The organism is Flavobacterium gilvum (genome assembly GCF_001761465.1).
In the GTDB taxonomy this organism is placed as follows: domain Bacteria; phylum Bacteroidota; class Bacteroidia; order Flavobacteriales; family Flavobacteriaceae; genus Flavobacterium; species Flavobacterium gilvum.
On record NZ_CP017479.1, the window covers coordinates 1,779,011 to 1,798,553 of the forward strand.

The following is a 19,543-nucleotide window of genomic DNA, read 5'->3' on the forward strand; positions in this document are numbered from 1 at the left end:
AAATAGTAGATTTAGTCGCTCAAAAATAGTCACATTGTACATATCATGAAATCGAATCCTTTTATAGTATTTATTTGTTTGATCAGTTTTTATTATTCTCATTCTCAGGATATAAAATTTGATCATTATAATGACAATAATGGTTTGTCCCATAATTCTGTTAGGCATATTGTTCAGGACAAAAAAGGGTTTATGTGGTTTGGTACATTTTCGGGACTGAACCGTTTTGACGGGTATCAGTTTAAAAAATACATGAGTACTTCACCGAGTGAAAACCGCTTGCACAATGATGATATAACAGCCCTCGAACTTGATAAAACTTCGAATAATTTATGGATAGGGACAAGAAAGGGCTTGACGCTTTATAAAATTGATACTAATGAATTTACGACTTTTTTGCCTCAAATAAATAATCCAAAAAGTTTACCAGACGAAGAAATCAGAGCGGTACATGTAGACAAATTCAAAAGGATTTGGGTAGGAACCAAAACCAAAGGCGCTTATATGTTTTTTCCGAAAGAAAACAGATTTGAAAAAGTTTCCATCCCCGGATTTGAATATGTAAATGAAATTTTTGAAGACAAAAAAGGAGGAATTTGGATTGGGAGCTATGAAAAGGGTTCGGTTGCAAAAATTACTTTGGACAATAGAGGCGAAATTGTTCGAATTAATAATTATACGTTGACAGTTCCTAATTCAAATAGCAAAAACCCTTATATTAATTTTATTTATGAAAATTCAAAAACTGATATTTTCATAGGTACCCGCGAAGGGTTGTATAAACTGGATAAATCAGCCAATAAATTTGTAAATCTATATATTGAAAGTAAGGAAATCAGGAATAATTTAGGCCCTTATTTCCTGTCGGTAGCTCAGGCTCCAGATGGAAAATACTGGGTTGGGACGCTGGGAGGTTTACTCGTTTGTAACGAACTTGAAGATATTCCAACAGGTAATTATAAATGGTATTATGCAATATTGTCTGATGATAACTCCATAGTAGACAACTTAGTATCGGCTTTGTACTTTGATGCTTCGGGTGTATTATGGATTGGAACTGAGGATGGATTGGACAAATATGATCCCTATGAAAACCAGTTTGTTCTCAACAGAGACATTCCGCATTACATAGGAAATCAAGCGCCACGTATTCGTGGATTTTCAAAAACGTATGATAATAAATTAATCGTAGAGACAAGACATAATGGACTTTTTGTTTCTAATGCTAAAGGGTTTGTACCGCTGTGCAATCCCAAAAAAGACATGGCAAGTATTTATTCTGATGACGGAAAAATATTTTACTGTGGGCTTTGGAACGGAAATGTGCTAGTTTATAATTATGCTACTAATAGTTCCAAAGAAGTTACTTTAGGATTTGGCGCGACCCCAATATTTGCTTTCAACAAGATTAGCGAACAGGCTCTCATGATTGGGTCTTTTGGGGAAGGAGCTGTTATTTTAAATACTCAAACATTACAAGTTCAGACCGCTACAGGCAAATTGCTTCCTGGGTTTGAGATTAATGCCATTGAAAAGGATAAAGCCAATAATGTCTGGATAGCAACCGAAACGGGTGTGGCAAAATACAATGCAAATACGGGGCAGATAAAAATTTACAAGTCGATTTATGCAAAAGAAAAAGGCATCCCACACGATGATAACATCAGTGATATTCTAGTTGATTCTAAGGGCAGAATATGGGCTACTACACGTTTGGGTTTATGTATTTATGATCGTTCCAAAGACAATTTTAGACCTATAACAAGTCCCAGAGAACTTTCCGGAAACTGGATTACGGATATTTTGTCAGACAAAAAAGGGAATTTATGGCTAAATATCAATAACAATACAGTTGCAAGATTGAATGCTAATTTGAAGGATGTTAATGTTTACCATGTAAAAAGCGGTAACAGATTGGATGTTTTTAGTTCCAGTAGCTTCTTTAATTTGAATAGTTCCAACATTTATTTAGGAAGTAAAAATGGGATTATTTATTTTTCATTAGATAAAATAATCAGCAATAAATGGTCGCCAGCACCTGTTATTACCGAATTCAAAATTCAGAACGAAGAGGTGGTGCCAGGGACAGAAATAAACGGTCAAGTGCCGTTTTCATCTGATTTGAATTATAGTAAAAAGGTAGAGCTTAGTTATAAAAACCGTGATTTTTCGCTCCAATTTTCGACACCATCTTTTACAAACGAAAAACTGAACAAATTTGAATATATGCTGGAAGGTTTTGACAAAAATTGGATTTCAGCCAATAGTAATTCAAGAACCGTTCAATACACCAATCTTTATCCGGGGAAATATATTTTTAAAATAAAATCGAGCAACAGTGACGGGCAATGGAGTAAAATAGTTGCGTATGAAATCAGAATCCTTCCACCTTTTTGGCTAACGCCAATAGCGTTTCTGATGTATCTTATTTTGTTTTCCATTATTTTTTATTTTACCCGAAAAGAGGTTAGAAACCGTATTCGTTTAAAACAGGAATTATTAACAGAAAAAATTAAACGTGAGCAGGACATTAAACTCAACAATGAAAAGCTTCGTTTTTTTACCAATATCTCGCATGAGTTAAGAACGCCTTTGACCTTGATTTTAGGCCCTGCCAAACAATTGATGGACGAAGGGAATGCCAGCGAATATCAAAAAAGCAGGTATAATTTGATTCATCAAAATGCGAGCAGGATGTTAAACTTGGTAAATCAGGTTTTGGATTTTAGAAAAGCACAGGCCGGCGAATTAAAACTAAAAGTTTCAAAGACGGATATTATTACCTACTCCAAAAATATTTTTGATTCTTTCAAAGAACTGGCTTTCAATAAAGATATTACATTGAATTTTATTACTGAAAACGACAGTATAGTTGGTTGGGTAGATAATGATAAATGTGATAAAATTCTGTTTAATCTTTTGTCCAATGCTTTAAAATTTACAGACAATCACGGGAATGTGGATTTGTACATTAAGCTGAAAGATGGGGATGAGGGCATATTGGTTTTTGAGGTAAGTGACACTGGAATTGGAATTCCTTTGAAAAGTCAGGAGAAAATTTTCAAACGTTTTTATCAGGTAAGCGCCCATAAAACCCAAAATACAGGATCAGGAATTGGTCTGTCATTGGTAAAATCATTGGTTGCACTTCATAAAGGAAACATAAAACTAAAAAGTGCCGTGGATGAAGGCAGTGTTTTTACTGTTGAATTGCCAATTGCTCGCGAGTTTTACACTGAGAAAGAAGTCTTTGAATATGTTTTGAAAAATGACAATCAAAGTATGTCTGTTCCTGAAAAAACGGCAAAAAAAATACTTCAGAATACAGAGTTAAAACAGAAAATATTGGTTGTTGAAGATAATGTTGAACTCAGAAAATATTTGGTTGATTACCTGTCTGATTATTACAAAGTGTACGAAGCCGAAAACGGGGAGGAAGGACTGAAAATTTGCAGACAAATTAAACCTATCCTATGCGTTACAGATGTTATGATGCCAATTATGGGCGGAATCGAATTTTGTGAACAGTTAAAAAGGGATGAATTTATTAGCCACATACCCGTTATTATGCTGACTGCACTTTCTGAGAACGACGATAAGCTAAAAGGTTATGGTGTAGGTGCTGACGGTTATATAGTAAAACCATTTGAGCCTTCGCTGTTAAAAACGGTTGTAGAAAATATTATTAAATCCCGATTGGAGCTAAAGGCTAAATTCTCTGGAGAAGTCGAAAGTAAGGTTGGTTTACTTACGCATTCACCAATTGACGAAGAGTTTATGGCTAAATTAACTGGTTTGATTAATGACAATCTAAGCGAAGAGGAATTGTCGACAGAATTTCTTTGTGAAAAATTAGGCGTAAGTTCTTCAAAACTCTACCGAAAAATTAAAGAGCTTACTGATTTGGCGCCTAATGAATTTATCAGAACAATACGCCTCAAAAAAGCTGCAGAACTCTTAAAAACAAAAAGGTATAATGTTTCTGAAGTAACCGAATTGGTAGGTTTTAATGATCCCTTATATTTTAGCCGATGTTTTAAAAAGCAATTTGGGTTTCCTCCGAGTAAGTTAATTGGTGGGTGAATTTTTAAAGACTTGTAAATCATCAGTGTAAAATATAATCTATCCATGTTTTTGATGAATTAGTCCATTCCGTTTTTAGGGTGAAAACATATTTTTGTCTAGTAACTTTTTAATTATTTAACATGAAAAAGATAATAGATACGGATAAGCCACTAAAGAATTTAGACGAATGGGAAGATGATTTGTTAATGCGTTATCCTGATCCGACAGAGACAAAAAAAGAAAAGGAAGAGTTTAGAAATTATGTCGATTCTGAAAGGGTAGAAACGGTTAAAGAGTTTTACAGAATGAATCATACCTATCAAACGTATGATTTTGTATGCAGCAAAGAAGAGGAGTTTTTGCAGTTTAATAAAAAAAGCATGTCAATTTGGGAAGCGGTTGAGTTTCTAAATACCCTTGTTGACGATAGTGACCCAGATATCGATTTAGATCAAACCCAGCATCTTTTGCAAACTTCTGAAGCCATCAGAGCTGACGGTCACCCGGATTGGTTTGTTCTTACCGGATTTTTACACGATCTAGGAAAAGTATTATGTTTGTTTGGAGAGCCGCAATGGGCAGTAGTTGGAGATACTTTTCCGGTAGGTTGTGCGTATTCGGATAAGATTGTGTATCCAGAATTTTTCAAAGAAAATCCAGATTACACAGACGAAAGATTCAATACGAAATTTGGCGTTTATACCGAAAATTGTGGCCTTGATAAAGTAAAAATGAGTTGGGGACATGATGAATATTTGTACCAAATCATGAAAGATTATTTGCCTGATCCTGCATTATACATGATAAGATACCATTCGTTTTACTCTCAACACAAAGAAAATGCCTACGCGCATTTGATGAACGAGAAAGATGTAGAAATGTTTGAATGGGTTAAAAAGTTCAATCCTTACGATCTATACACCAAGGCGCCAGTTAAACCAGATGTAAAAGCCTTACTTCCTTATTACAAAGAATTGGTAGCTAAGTATTTGCCCGAAAAACTTAATTTTTAGGACACAAATCACATTATTTTGATTGAAAGATTTTTCCTACAAGGTTTGGTAAAACCTTGTAGGTCTTACTCTTTATGGATTTTGAAAATAAATAATAAATGAAAAACCTCAAGACGAGAATAGTATTATTTTGCCTGTTTACGATGGCTGTGGCGACTGTTTTTGGACAGGAAAAATCGGGTAGAAATGATTGGGAAAACCCGGAAGTATTTCAGATTAATAGAGAACCTGCCCGCGCAGCATTCCTTCCTTATGCAGATGAAGCATCGGCACTAATCGATAATTATACAAGTTCTCCTTGGTATTTTTCATTGAATGGAAAATGGAAATTTTCTTGGTCGCCAACACCGGATCAACGCCCTACAGCGTTTTATAAAACAGATTACAATACAACAAATTGGAAAGAAATTCAAGTGCCTGGAAACTGGGAATTGAATGGTTACGGAATCCCAATTTATACGAATATTACTTATCCATTTCCAAAAAATGCTCCATTTATAGATCATAAGGATAATCCTGTAGGGTCGTATAAAAAAGACTTTGTTTTGCCCGAAAATTGGAACAAAAGGCATGTGTTTCTTCATTTTGAGGCGGGAACATCTGCTATGTACGTTTGGGTTAATGGAGAAAAAGTTGGTTATACGGAAAACACAAAAAGTCCTGCCGAATTTGATATTTCCAAATATGTGAAACCTGGAAAAAATATTGTGGCTGTTGAGGTTTACAGATGGAGCGATGGTTCTTATCTCGAAGATCAGGATTTTTGGAGGCTTTCGGGGATTGACAGAAATGTCTATCTCTATAGTACAAATGATATTCGTATTGCTGACTTTTTTGCAAAACCGGATTTAGATTCAAATTACAAAAACGGTAGTCTGAATGTCGATGTGAGTTTGAAAAATATGTCTTCAATTTCGATAAATAACCAAAAGCTGAAGGCAAAATTAGTTGATGCTTTGGGGAGAACTGTTTTTGCTAAAGAGCTAAAAGTAAATTTTGATGCCAATAAAACAAATACCATCAATTTTTTCCAAAATGTTTCTAACCCCAAATTATGGAGCAGTGAAGCGCCAAATTTATACACATTGCTGCTTACGTTGAAAAACGAAAAAGGAGGTGTAATTGAGTCGATTTCTACCCAAATTGGTTTTAGAAAAGTAGAGTTGAAAAACGGACAACTACTTGTAAATGGTGTCAGAATAATGGTTCACGGTGTGAATATCCACGAAACCAATCCGGTGACTGGACATTATCAAACTGAGGATATGATGATGAAGGATATCAGGCTAATGAAGCAAATGAATATCAATTCGGTTCGTTGCAGTCATTATCCAAATAATTTAGTATGGGTAAAATTGTGCAACAAATACGGAATTTTTCTTGTCGATGAAGCCAATATTGAGAGTCACGGTTATGGGGTTGAGCATAATGTCGGAATGGACAGATCGGTACATCCGGGTTATTTACCGGAGTGGAAGGCGGCACATATGGACAGAATTATTAGTTTGGTCGAAAGAGATAAAAACCAACCGTCTGTAATTCTCTGGTCATTAGGAAATGAGTGTTCGAATGGACCTGTGTTTTATGACGCCTATAAATGGATAAAAAACAGAGACAAAACTCGTCTCGTTCAGTTTGAACAAGCAAATGAAAAAGAAAATACTGACATCGTTTGCCCAATGTATCCAAAAATGGAGGAGATGAAGGAATATGCGACACGCAAAGAAGTGAAAAGGCCTTACATCATGTGTGAGTATTCGCATGCGATGGGTAACAGCAACGGGAATTTTCAGGAATATTGGGATATTATTCGCAGCAGCAAGAATATGCAAGGCGGTTTTATTTGGGATTGGGTAGATCAGGGATTTGAAGCAACGGATGAAGTAGGTCGAAAGTATTGGGCTTATGGAGGCGATTTGGGAAGCCAAAATTATACAAATGATGAAAACGACTGTAACAACGGATTGCTTTTGCCGGACAGAACTCCGAATCCTGCAGCATTTGAAGTAAAAAAAGTATATCAGGATATTTTATTCCAACCAGTCGATATTAAAAATGGTATTATCCAAATTATAAACGATTTTGGGTTTACCAATTTGAATACTTACAACTTCAAATACGAGGTTTTAGAAAACGGAAAGATTATTAAAGAAGGCACAATCGATGTTGCATTGAGTCCGAAATCAAAAAAAGATTTTAAAATTGATTTGCCTAAAATAGTGTCAAAACCAGGCGTGGAATATCTATTGAATGTTTTTGCTTGTACCAAAATCGGTTCTGAAATAGTACCACAAAATTTTGAAATTGCTAGAGAACAATTTGTAATCGACAATGGAAATTATTTTGCAAAATCGATAGAGAGAAATTCTTCTTCAAAGATAAATGAAGAGAAAAACGAATTTGTTCTGAATGCAGGTACTGTTATAGTTAAGATTAGCAAAACGACAGGATTAATTACTTATTACAGTTCAAAAGGAGAAAAATATTTTAAACAATATCCAGAACCTAATTTTTGGAGAGCGCCAACGGACAATGATTTTGGGAATAAAATGCCTGAGCGAAACAATATATGGCGAACAGCAGGTCAAAATTCTATTTTGGAAAACATCCAAGTGATTGAAGAAAACGGAAAAGAGTATGTTGTGGCAAAATTGAAACTCAACGATGTTGATTCTGATTATACAATCAAATATTCACTTAGTAAGGACGGTGCTTTGGAGGTGCAGCCATCATTTAAAAGAGGCAGTATTTCATTGCCTGATATGCCTCGTTTTGGGATGATTTTCTCTCTTAAAGGTGATTTTGAAAACCTTGATTATTACGGAAGAGGACCTTGGGAGAATTATCCAGACAGAAATGAATCGTCACTCAAAGGGATTTATCAAAGCAAAGTAGCGGATCAATATGTGCCGTACACCCGTCCTCAGGAAAATGGAAATAAAACTGATGTTCGTTGGTTTAAACTTTCAAACAATAAAGGGAACGGCCTTCAAGTAAAAGGATTGCAACCTCTCGGGATGAGTACTCTGAATAATTATCCTAGTGATTTTGACCCGGGATTGTCTAAGAAAAATCAGCACATAAGTGATATTACTCCTAGAAATGAGGTTGTGGTTTGCGTTGATTTGACTCAGCGTGGGTTAGGAGGAGATACCAGTTGGGGAGCCTATCCGCATGAGCAATATTTATTGAAACAAAGTGAGTATACATACGGATTTATAATAAAACCGATAGAATAAAAAATATAAAAAGGTTACTATGGAGAATACTGCTAAAGGGAGATTAGTTTCTTTGGATGCGCTGAGAGGATTTGTTATGTTCTGGATTATGAGCGGAGAACATATTATTCACGCTTTGGCCAAGGCCGCGCCAATTCCTGTTTTTATATGGATGTCGTCACAATTGCATCATACAGACTGGAATGGTATTACATTTTATGACATGATATTTCCTGTGTTTCTTTTTGTTGCCGGGGTTTCGATGCCTTTTTCTTTTGAGAAAAAAATGAGTATTGCGGGTGTCAATACACCAATTGAATTGCCGTCGAAGGAAAAACGAAAAATATACCTGTCCATGTTAAAAAGGACGTGTATTTTATTGATTTTGGGATTTGTGGTCAATGGATTGTTGCGTTTTGATGGATATGACCAAACCCGTTTTGCGAGTGTATTGGGACGTATTGGACTTGCTTGGTTTTTTGCTGGAATTATTTATTTGAATTTTGATATAAAAGGACAAGTGCTTTGGTTTGTTAGCATTTTGGTTTGCTATTATTTAGTTATGAAGTGGATTCCAGTTCCAGGTTTTGGAGCCGGTGTTTTAACGCCTGAAGGTGCATTTTCGAGCTATATTGACCAACAGTTTTTGCCGGGACGATTACACAGTAAAGTATATGATCCCGAAGGTTTGTTTTCTACAATACCGGCTATTGCCACGGCTTTGCTTGGAACTTTTTTAGGAAGTTTTTTGAAAAGTAGCGCCAATGTTTTTTCGGCAAACAAAAAGATATTGCTGTTGATTGCATCGGCTGCAGTTTTGATAGGAATCGGGATGCTTTGGAATTACGATTTTCCAATTAATAAACGTTTGTGGACAAGCTCATTTGTGTGTTTTGTGGGCGGATTCAGTATTTTGTTTTTTACCTTTTTTTACCTGATAATTGATGTGTGGGGCTTTCATAAATGGGCATTCCCTTTATTACTGATTGGTTCCAATTCCATACTTATTTACATGGCTTCCGAAGGCTTGGTGAATTTCAAACACACCGCAGAGTTTGTTTTTGGCGGAGCCATAAAAATGTTTCCGCTCATTTGGCAACCTGTGTTTACCACTTCATCGGTAACGCTCGTACAACTCATTTTACTTTATTTTTTATACAAAAGAAAATGGTTTTTGAAGATTTAGAGACAAAGATTTTAGAATTAAGATTTTAGAATTAAGAATTAAGACAAAAAAATTAGAAAAGATTAAGACAAAAAGATTAAGACAAAAGATTAAGACAAAAGAATTAAGAATTAAGACAAAGAATTAAGACAAAGAATTAAGACAAAGAATTAAGACAAAAGATTAAGACAAAGAATTAAGACAAAAAAATTAACTTATTAACTAACCACAAACCAAAAACAATAAACCAAAAACTATTAACAATAAACCAAAAACCAACTACCAATTATGAATTCACTACAACTCGCAGATTATGCTGTTTTCATCATTTATTTTGTGCTAGTTACAACCTATGGGATGTATATTTACCGAAGTAAGAAAAACGCAGCCACAAGTTCACAAGAATATTTCCTAGCCGAAGGATCACTTACCTGGTGGGCTATTGGCGCATCGTTAATTGCCTCCAATATTTCGGCAGAGCATTTTATAGGGATGAGCGGTTCCGGCTTTGCACTCGGTTTGGCTATTGCTTCCTACGAATGGATGGCGGCGGCGACATTAATTTTAGTGGCTATATTTATTTTGCCAATCTATCTTAAAAACAAAATTTTTACGATGCCGCAATTTTTGGCAAAAAGATATAATGGCACCGTAAGTACGATAATGGCAATAATTTGGTTGTTGATTTATGTGTTTGTCAATCTTACTTCGATCATTTATTTAGGAGCTTTGGCCATTTCGTCAATCGCACCAATTAGTTTCGAAGCTTGTGTTGTAGGATTGAGTTTGTTCTCCATTGTGGTGACTTTGGGAGGAATGAAAGTTATAGGATACACCGATATTTTTCAAGTTGTTGTGTTGATACTCGGTGGTTTGGTAACCACGTATTTGTCTTTAACACTCTTGTCCGAAAAGTTTGGATTTGGGAAAGATGTTCTAAAAGGGCTTTCTGTTTTGAGTGAAAAAGCACCTGATCATTTGCACATGATATTTGATAAATTTAACCCTCATTATGCCGAATTGCCGGGAATGTCTGTAATCATCGGCGGTATGCTTATCAATAATCTGGCCTATTGGGGTTGCAATCAATATATTGTTCAAAGAGCTTTGGGAGCCGATTTGAAAACTGCCCGAAAAGGAGTTTTATTTGCCGCTTTTTTAAAATTAATGGTGCCGATAATTGCTGTTTTACCGGGTATTGCAATGTATGTGATGCATCAAAACGGAATGTTTCAGCAGGAAATGGTTGATGCTGCGGGAGTTTTAAAACCGGATCACGCGTACCCAACGTTGATGAATTTATTGCCCGCTGGTTTAAAAGGAGTGGCTTTGGCGGCCTTAACGGCGGCGATTGTGGCTTCACTCGCGGGCAAAGCCAACAGTATTTCCACGATTTTTTCATTGGATATTTATAAAAAATATTTTAACAAAAATGCATCCGAAAGAAAATTGGTCCTTACCGGAAGATGGTGTGTAATCATATCGATGTGTATTGCCGCATTTGTTGCCCCAGCATTAAAATCATTGGATCAGGCGTATCAGTTCATACAGGAGTATGTTGGTTTCTTTTCGCCGGGTGTTCTCGCTATTTTCCTGTTGGGAATGTTTTGGAAAAAAACAACAGCTTCGGCTGGACTTGCTGGTGCATTACTGACGGTGCCAATCGCTGCTGTATTGAAGTTCCTGCCTGTATGGACAAACGGTGCTTTTCCGGATTATCCATTTTTAGACAGAATGACAATTGCTTTTTTTCTTATCGTGTTGATGATGGTTGCAATCAGTTTGTTGAAACCGCAATCCGAAGAACATCATGAAACCTACAAAATTGAAGTTGATAAATCCTTGTTCAAAGTTTCCCCCGACTTTGTTCTCGGGTCATTCATAATTAGTGGAATATTAGTGGGATTGTATACTGTTTTTTGGTAGATTTTGTAACAGTTTTTTATTTAGTAAACAAATGAGTTTTTAAATAAAACCGCAAATTGCTTCGCCTATTCGTTATCACTCGGGTCGCAAATTAATTTATTGATTTTTTTTAAATTTTAAAGAAATTAATTTGTGCCAATTTCGTAGAAAGCGAATAATTGAGGAGTTTATGTTAAAATAAAAATTTGCGAATTTGCGGTAAAAAAATAATGAGTTTGTTAATTCATTTAAACTGTATGTTTTTTCGAAATAATAAAATAAGATAATAATGAGTAATAACAACAAAAGGATTTTTACGAATTGTATCGTTTTGTTTTTTCTTTTCCAATTAAGTTTTAATGTGGAAATGTATGCCAATAAAAGGAAAGATTATTTGGTCACGGCTTTTGGCGCGTTGGCTGACGGCAAAACACTAAATACAAAAGCGATTCAAAAAGCAATTGATGCAGCCAATAAAAATGGAGGTGGTAGAGTTGTTTTTTCAAAAGGGATTTTTTTGTCGGGGAGTATTGTGTTAAAAAGCGGAGTCGAGTTGTTTTTTGAAGAAGGCACAACGTTGTTAGGAAGCGTAAACCCTGACGATTACCCAAAATACAATGATGCACGCGCTTTGATAATTTCCCACGCCCAAAAAAATATTGCTATTACAGGAAAAGGAATCATCGATGGTCAGGGACGAGAGTTGGCTTTGGCGGTTGACAGTTTGCACCATACTGGTGTACGAATCGATCCAAATTACAATTACAAGCGACTTCGTCCGAATGATGGTAGGGGAAAATTGCTTTTTCTTTCCGAATGTGATTCGGTTAAAGTGACTGATGTGTTGTTGAAAAATAGTTCGGGTTGGGTTTTTTCATTACGAAAATCAAAAAATATTGCCATCGATCATGTCAATGTAAACAGCCGCGCCTATTGGAATAATGATGGAATTGATATGGATGGCTGCGAAAATGTTAGCGTGACAAATTGCGACATAAACGCAGCCGACGATGGTATTTGTTTAAAATCGGATTCGCCGGGATTACAAAACAATAACATTTATATTGCAAATTGTACTATCAGGTCGAGTGCCAGTGCGGTTAAGTTTGGTACAGGTTCGTATGGGAGTTTCAAAAATGTAACTATCGAAAATATTAAAGTTTTTGATACTTTCAGATCGGCCATTGCAATCGAATCGGTTGATGGTGCCGAAATTGAAAACATCAACGTTTCCAACATAACGGCTGTGAATACAGGAAATGCAATTTTAATTCGATTAGGAAATAGAAATGGGGACAAACCGGGTTATGTCAAAAACGTGTCCATTAAAAATATAAAAGTCCAAGTTCCTTTCGGGCGTCCCGACATTGAGTACGATTTGCGAGGCCCCGAAGTAGATTATTTCCACAATCCTTTCCCAGCTTCTATCGCCGGAATTCCGGGACATTCTATCGAAAACGTGACTTTGGAAAATATTGAAATAACCTATCCGGGAAGAGCTACCAAAGGAATGGCGTATTTGCCTTTGTGGCGTTTAAAAGATGTGCTTGAAAATGAAAAAGGATATCCAGAATTTACTATGTTTGGCGAGTTGCCTTCTTGGGGGTTTTATGTTCGTCATGTGAATGGAATTCAAATGAAGAATATAAAATTGGTTTTGGAAAAAGAAGATTTTCGTCCCGCTTTTGTTTTTGATGATGTAAAGGAACTTCGAATGGAAAAAATTGATGTCCCTTCGGACAAAAATAATCAAATCATTTTTAAGGACGTTTCCTCAAAATATTTGGATGCAGAAGCTTTGAAAAGAGTTAACGAACCCAAACAGAATACTTTTGTGTTAACTGTTAAGTAATCTTATATTTGACAACTAATTTATTAAAATTTTAAATATAAGATATGAAAAATGAATTTTCATTAAAAGGAAAAGTAATAGTTGTAACCGGAGCAACCGGAATATTGGGAAAATCTTTTGTTGACGGAATTGCTAATGCAGGAGGAATAATTGGTGTATTGGGCAGAAATGAAAAAGTAGCCAATGAAATTACGGCTTCTGTTGTAAATGAAGGCGGTGAGGCCATCACATTAATTGCAGATGTTACCAAAGAACAGGATTTAATAAAGGCACGTGAAATAATACTTTCTAAATATGGTAAAATAGATGGATTGGTAAATGCAGCCGGAGGAAATATGCCCGATGCAGTGATTCAGCCGGAACAGGATATTTTTCAGTTGAATATGGAGGCATTAAAACAAGTGATGGATTTGAATCTGTTTGGCAGTATTTTGCCTACTCAGGTTTTTGGCGAAGCCATAAAAAATAATGGAGGGGGAAGCATTGTGAATATTTCTTCGGTTTCTTCTGATCATGCATTGACAAAAGTTTTGGGGTATAGTTTGGCAAAATCGGCTATTGATTCTTATACCCGATGGTTTGCTGTTGAACTGGCGAAAAGATTTGGAGATAAAATAAGAATGAATGCTGTCGTGCCGGGCTTTTTTCTAACGGAACAAAATAGAACACTCCTGACAAATGTAGATGAAACTCTGACTGAAAGGGGGAATTTGATTATTCAAAATACACCTTTTGGCCGTTTTGGAAACCCCGATGAATTGATTGGAGCCTTGGTTTGGTTATTGAGTGATGCCTCAAAATTTGTTACCGGAAGCAGAATAACCTTAGACGGAGGTTTTTCGGTTTTTAGCGGAGTTTAAATAAAAATTAACCCGCCCGAATAATTGAAATTAAGGATTAAATGACAAACTAAATTTTTTATAGTGTTGTAAAAATTAAACAAAATGATAAAGAAATCTATAATTGCAGCAGTCGTCTTTTGTGTTTCATTGACCGTTGTTGCCCAAAAAGTGTATGATGTCAAAAAATATGGTGCCAAAGGAGATGGAAAAACCAACGATGCTGTTGCGATTCAAAAAGCAATAGATGCCTGTAGTGTAACGGGAGGACAGGTTTTGATTCCGGCTCCGTTTACGTTTTTGACTGGGCCCTTTAACGTAAAATCAAATGTGGATTTGCATATTGAGGCAGGCGCTAAAATTTTGGCAAGTCCTGACGAAAAATTATATACCGAAAGTGCTTTTCGTGAAAACAAAGGGGAAGGAACTATTTGGATTGGCGGCAAGAATATAGAGAACTTCAGCATTAGCGGAAGCGGAAAAATTGATGGTAACGGAATTTCATTTATGGGTGCCGAAGAGGAAGATGCTTATATACTGAAGCCCTTCAATGTTTTGGATCCGCGTCCTCATGTTCTAACGATTATTGGTGGAAAAAATATCAGAATAAAAGATGTTCATATTGGGAATTCGGCCTATTGGACGGTTCATCTTGTGGGCTGTAACGATGTTGTTATTAGCGGCATTACCTTGTTGAACAGTCTGAAAGTTCGCAACAGCGACGGAATTGATATTGATCACAGTAAAAATGTCCGCATTAGCGATTGCTATATCGAAAGCGGGGATGATTGTATTTGTCTAAAAAACAGAAGAGAATTTGAGGAGTTTGGTGCCTGCGAAAATATTACGGTTACAAACTGTACGATGACAAGTAGTAGTTGTGCGATCAAAATTGGTTCAGAAAATATGGATGCCATCAGACAAGTAGTTTTTAATAATTGTATTATTAAAAACAGTAATCGCGGTGTCGGAATTCAAAATCGCGATGAAGGAACGGTGAGCGATGTTATTTTTTCGAATATGATTGTTGAAGGAAAATTAAAAACGGATACTTGGTGGGGAAAAGCAGAACCTATTTATGTAACGGCCTACAGTCGAGCGAGCGGTAACCATAAAGATGCCAACTGGCGTTTTCCAAAAGGTGCTACCGAAGGAAAAGTGGGAGCAATAAGCAATATTTATTTTACTAATATTCAATGCACGGGTGAGAACGGCGTTTATGTTAGCGGAGAAACTAAGGATAAAATTAAAAATATTGTTTTTGAAGGAGTGAATGTTTCTATTGATAAAACATCCAATTTTCCTGGAGGAGTTTATGATCGTCGTCCTTCAAAAGTGGATGGTTTTATAAAAGGAAGCACCTCGGGATTTTATTTTGACACTGCCGAAAGCATAAAAGTTCAGAATTGTTCGGTTAGTTGGGGAAGTAATAAGCAAGATTATTTTAGATATGCTGTCGAAAGTAAAAATGTTGATATGTTGAAAGTGAATGATTTAGATGGAGAATCTGCTTTTCCGACCAAATACGAAGCTGTGAAAAAATAATATGATTATCCACAATTAGCTCCGCAAAGTATGTCATTTCGACGTGAGGAGAAATCGCACTAGAAATTCTGCAATCTAAATCGCCAATCTTTGTCGAGTTTCTAATGTGATTTCTCCTCACGTCGAAATGACAAGTTTGCGGATAGCCAGATAAATATGAAGCAGTGAAAAAATAATAAGCAGGGAAGGAAAGGATAGTTGGAAAAAGGGAAGTCTTTAAATTAGCAGGAAAATATGTAAAGATACACCGTAGAGATGCACCGTAGAGATGCACTGCAGTGCATCTCTACGCAACGTATTTCAACGCAACGTATTTCAACGCAACGTATTTCAACGCAACCTATTTCAACCCAACGTATTTCAACCCAACGTATTTCAACGCAAAAAAGATACAATGAAAAACAATTTAATTACAAAAATTATTATTGGCGGTTTGCTGTTCAGTGGACTTAATGGATTTGCCCAAAAGACAACTTTGGAAGTTGATATAGCCAAAACCGTTACTAAAATTAAACCGACGATGTTCGGTTTGTTTTTTGAGGATATCAATTTTGCCGCAGACGGAGGATTGTACGCCGAAATGGTCAAAAACCGTTCCTTTGAGTTTGATAAACCTCTGATGGGATGGGAACAACCTAATACTAAAAGAAGTTCTTTAAATAAACAATCGGGTGTTGCGACGCCTATTAAAGTGTCTGAAAATAAAACCAATACTAACTTTTGCAGGGTGTTGATAAATGATCCTCAGGGATATGCGCTCATCAACGAAGGATTTAGAGGAATGGGTGTCAAAAAAGACGCGAAGTATAATATTTCCTTAAAGGCGGCTAATCACGGAAATGCTATTAAAAAAATAATTATTCAGTTTATTGATAAGGATAAAAAAGTGATTGGTGAAACTAGTATTGTACCAACATCTGATGAATGGAAAAACTATTCTGTACAATTTACAGCAACTCAAACCGAAGCAAAAGCAAAATTGAAAATTACTTTTGAAGGAACAGGAACAATTGATTTAGATATGATTTCGCTGTTTCCTGAAGATACCTGGAAGAACAGAAAAAATGGCTTACGCAAAGATATTGTACAGCTTTTGTATGATATGAAACCTGGATTTTTGCGTTTCCCCGGTGGTTGTATTGTAGAGGGAAGAACGTTGGCAGATCGCTATCAATGGAAAAAATCGGTTGGGAATGTTGAGGACAGAAAAACAATGATGAATCGTTGGAATGTGGAGTTTAGCCATAAACAGACTCCAGATTATTTTCAAAGTTTTGGACTTGGATTTTATGAATATTTTCAGCTTTCAGAAGATATTGGTGCGACACCGTTGCCTATTTTAAGCTGCGGAATGGCTTGTCAATACAATACAGGTGAATTGGCGCCAATCACAGAATTAGATCCGTATGTGCAGGACGCTTTGGATTTAATTGAATTTGCCAATGGTTCGGTTGATACGGCTTGGGGCAAATTACGTTCGGATATGGGGCATCCAAAACCGTTCAACTTAAAACTGATTGGCGTTGGAAATGAACAATGGGGACCGGATTATATAGAAAGGTATAAAGTTTTTGAAAAAGCCATAAAATCAAAATATCCAAATATTGCTATTGTTTCAGGTAGCGGGCCTTCGCCAAGCGGAGAGTTTTTTGATTACGGTATGCAGGAACTTAAAAAATTGAATGCCAAACTGATTGATGAGCATTATTATGAAAGCCCAAAATGGTTTAGGGAAAATGCAACGCGTTATGACAAATACGACCGCAAAGGGCCAAAAATATTTGCCGGAGAATACGCCGCTCAAAGTGTTTCGGGAGCCAATCCAAATAACCGAAATAATTGGGAATGTGCATTTTCGGAAGCGGCTTTTATGACCGGTTTGGAACGAAATGCCGAAGTGGTGAATATGACTTCGTATGCGCCCTTGATGGCTCATGAAGAGGCTTGGCAATGGACTCCGGATATGATTTGGTTCAACAATTTAGAGGCTTATGGCTCTGCCAATTATTATGTGCAAAAGTTGTTTTCAACCAATAAAGGAACCGATTTATTGACGATTACCAATGACGGAAAACCGCTGACAGGACAAAATAACCTCTATGCTTCTGCAGTGAAAGATGTAAATAGCAAAGAAGTTATTGTGAAACTGGTGAACACATCGGCAACGCCACAGGAAGTTACGGTTGATTTAAAAGGCGGAAAATTAGCATCGAAAGGAACGGTGATTACACTTACCAGCCCAAATTTGAACGATGAAAATACTTTTGCTCAACCTAAAAAAATAAGCCCAACAGAAACCGAATATAAACTGAAGGGTGAAAAAGCACAATTGAATTTGGGTGCTTATTCCGTGACGGTTTTGAAGTTGAGAATGGAGTAGTAAAGCCCATAGTGCTTACATTTTATATTAAAAAACAATCCTACAAGAAACCCCTTTAGGGGTGGCACGATACATACTATTTGTGCCACACCTAAAGGGGTTTGAATATTTATACTTCGATGCCTGCAAAGATTATTCATAAGACATTGCTTCTGATTTTTTTTATTTTTTTAAATCACAAAATTTACTAAGGAATATTGAGCAATAAAGCTATTTGTACAGATTTTAAATCATGTCATTTGGTGTAAGATTAAATGGCATGATAATTGAAAAGATATTTTCAAAAAAAAAAGAAGACATTAAATCTAAAATGTTCAGTAATATTTTGTTCGTTAAATAGTAAAACGACATCTGTCAAAAAATGAAAAGATGATAAGTACATTAGTAATTGTATTTTTAGTGAGTTTTTTATCGTTTTCAATAAGTGTAATTTGTGGGGGTGGTGCTGGACTTATGCTTATTCCTGTGCTCGGTCTTATGCTCCCGGTAAGTCAAGTTCCTGCCGCTTTGTCTATTGGGACATTTACAAGTTCAGCCTCTCGTCTTGTTGCTTTTAGAAAAAATATTTGTTGGCATATTGTAAAATATTTTGTTCCTGCGGCTTTACCTGCTGTTTGGTTTGGGGCTTGGTTACTTAAATATGTAAATCCGGTTTATCTGGAATTGGTAATGGGATTTTTTCTGGTAAGTAATTTAATGGCATTATTCCAAAAATCAAAAGAAATCAATACTACTCAAAAGTCGTCTAATTTTGTATTAGGACTTATTGGATTTTCTGCAGGATTTATATCCGGTTTAACAGGTGCAGTAGGCCTACTTTTTAACCGGTTTTACTTGCGGTATGGGCTTGCTAAAGAAGAGATTATTGCTACAAGAGCTGCAAATGAAATTATCTTGCATTTAGTTAAAATAATTTTATATTTTGTGTTTGGTTTGATTACAATGAAAGTTGTTTCCGTAGGGGTAGTTGTTGCTATTTCGGCCATACTTTCGACTTGGGCGATGAAATGGGTTTTGCCAAAATTAAGTGAGACTTATTTTAGGAAAATTGGTTATGGCGCCATGGTGTTTTCTGGATTTGCAATGTTATTTCAATCAGGTTCTAGTTTGTTATTTCCTAATAACTTAAACATTGGGAATCCTCAAACGCATAGGGAAATGACGTCAACGCTTGTATGGAATAAATGGAATCATGGGAATTTTGCAATGGAATATAGTTATGATGCTGAAAATGGTTTAGATTTAGAGCAAACTATTCCGATTACAGAACTTTCCAGTGAAAATAGAAGATTAGTATTTAGTAAAGCAAAGGGGACAGACAAACTAATTATTGAAGCGGTGTATTCGATAGGAATGTACACTTATGAGGCTTATTATTTTAAAGACAAAAAATTAATAAAGAAATTAGCCTTTAATTAAAAGCAGTTGTTTTTAGGACTGCTGTCCGTTTAAGGAATAAAAAAAGAGAACTTCGCGAAGTTCTCTTTTTTAGTAGCGGGAAATCTTAAAAAATCTAACGAGTTTATTGATGATTTTTATAGAATTGTTTGTTTATGTGATT

The 19,543-nt window shown here is 35.9% G+C and carries 10 protein-coding genes; all 10 read left to right on the plus strand.

The genetic code is table 11. The features are described 5' to 3' along the window. The first annotated feature begins 45 nt into the window (after positions 1-45). The 10 genes from EM308_RS07420 (at position 46) to EM308_RS07465 (ending at position 19,401) form a co-directional block, all read left to right on the plus strand. The gene (locus EM308_RS07420) at positions 46-4,083 is read left to right on the plus strand and encodes a hybrid sensor histidine kinase/response regulator (protein WP_035638027.1); all 4,038 of its coding nucleotides are present in this window, start codon (positions 46-48) and stop codon (positions 4,081-4,083) included. A 122-nt stretch (positions 4,084-4,205) separates the two neighbouring features. Continuing rightward, positions 4,206-5,078 (plus strand): inositol oxygenase family protein, encoded by an 873-nt coding sequence (locus EM308_RS07425; protein ID WP_035638026.1) that lies wholly within the window; start codon positions 4,206-4,208, stop codon positions 5,076-5,078. Positions 5,079-5,176: 98 nt separating this feature from the next. Then, positions 5,177-8,317 carry a glycoside hydrolase family 2 TIM barrel-domain containing protein gene (locus EM308_RS07430; RefSeq protein WP_035638025.1) on the plus strand — a complete coding sequence of 1,047 codons (3,141 nt, stop codon included), beginning with the start codon at positions 5,177-5,179 and terminating at the stop codon, positions 8,315-8,317. A 19-nt stretch (positions 8,318-8,336) separates the two neighbouring features. Beyond that, on the plus strand, positions 8,337-9,482 hold the full coding sequence (locus EM308_RS07435) for an acyltransferase family protein (RefSeq protein WP_035638023.1): 1,146 nt from the start codon (positions 8,337-8,339) through the stop codon (positions 9,480-9,482). 267 nt (positions 9,483-9,749) lie between these two features. Then, complete coding sequence (locus EM308_RS07440) at positions 9,750-11,387, plus strand: sodium/sugar symporter (RefSeq protein ID WP_035638021.1); 1,638 nt, start codon at positions 9,750-9,752, stop codon at positions 11,385-11,387. A gap of 268 nt (positions 11,388-11,655) precedes the next feature. Then, positions 11,656-13,218 (plus strand): glycoside hydrolase family 28 protein, encoded by a 1,563-nt coding sequence (locus EM308_RS07445; RefSeq protein WP_051877815.1) that lies wholly within the window; start codon positions 11,656-11,658, stop codon positions 13,216-13,218. 44 nt (positions 13,219-13,262) lie between these two features. Beyond that, entirely contained in the window at positions 13,263-14,078 is an 816-nt protein-coding gene (locus EM308_RS07450; protein ID WP_035638019.1) for an SDR family oxidoreductase, read from the plus strand. 84 nt (positions 14,079-14,162) lie between these two features. Continuing rightward, positions 14,163-15,602 (plus strand): glycoside hydrolase family 28 protein, encoded by a 1,440-nt coding sequence (locus EM308_RS07455; protein WP_035638017.1) that lies wholly within the window; start codon positions 14,163-14,165, stop codon positions 15,600-15,602. Between the two features lie 394 nt (positions 15,603-15,996). Next, the gene (locus tag EM308_RS07460) at positions 15,997-17,982 is read left to right on the plus strand and encodes an alpha-L-arabinofuranosidase C-terminal domain-containing protein (RefSeq protein ID WP_035640817.1); all 1,986 of its coding nucleotides are present in this window, start codon (positions 15,997-15,999) and stop codon (positions 17,980-17,982) included. 369 nt (positions 17,983-18,351) lie between these two features. Further along, positions 18,352-19,401, plus strand: a complete 1,050-nt coding sequence (locus EM308_RS07465) for a sulfite exporter TauE/SafE family protein (protein WP_035640814.1) — start codon at positions 18,352-18,354, stop codon at positions 19,399-19,401. Positions 19,402-19,543 lie beyond the last annotated feature (142 nt).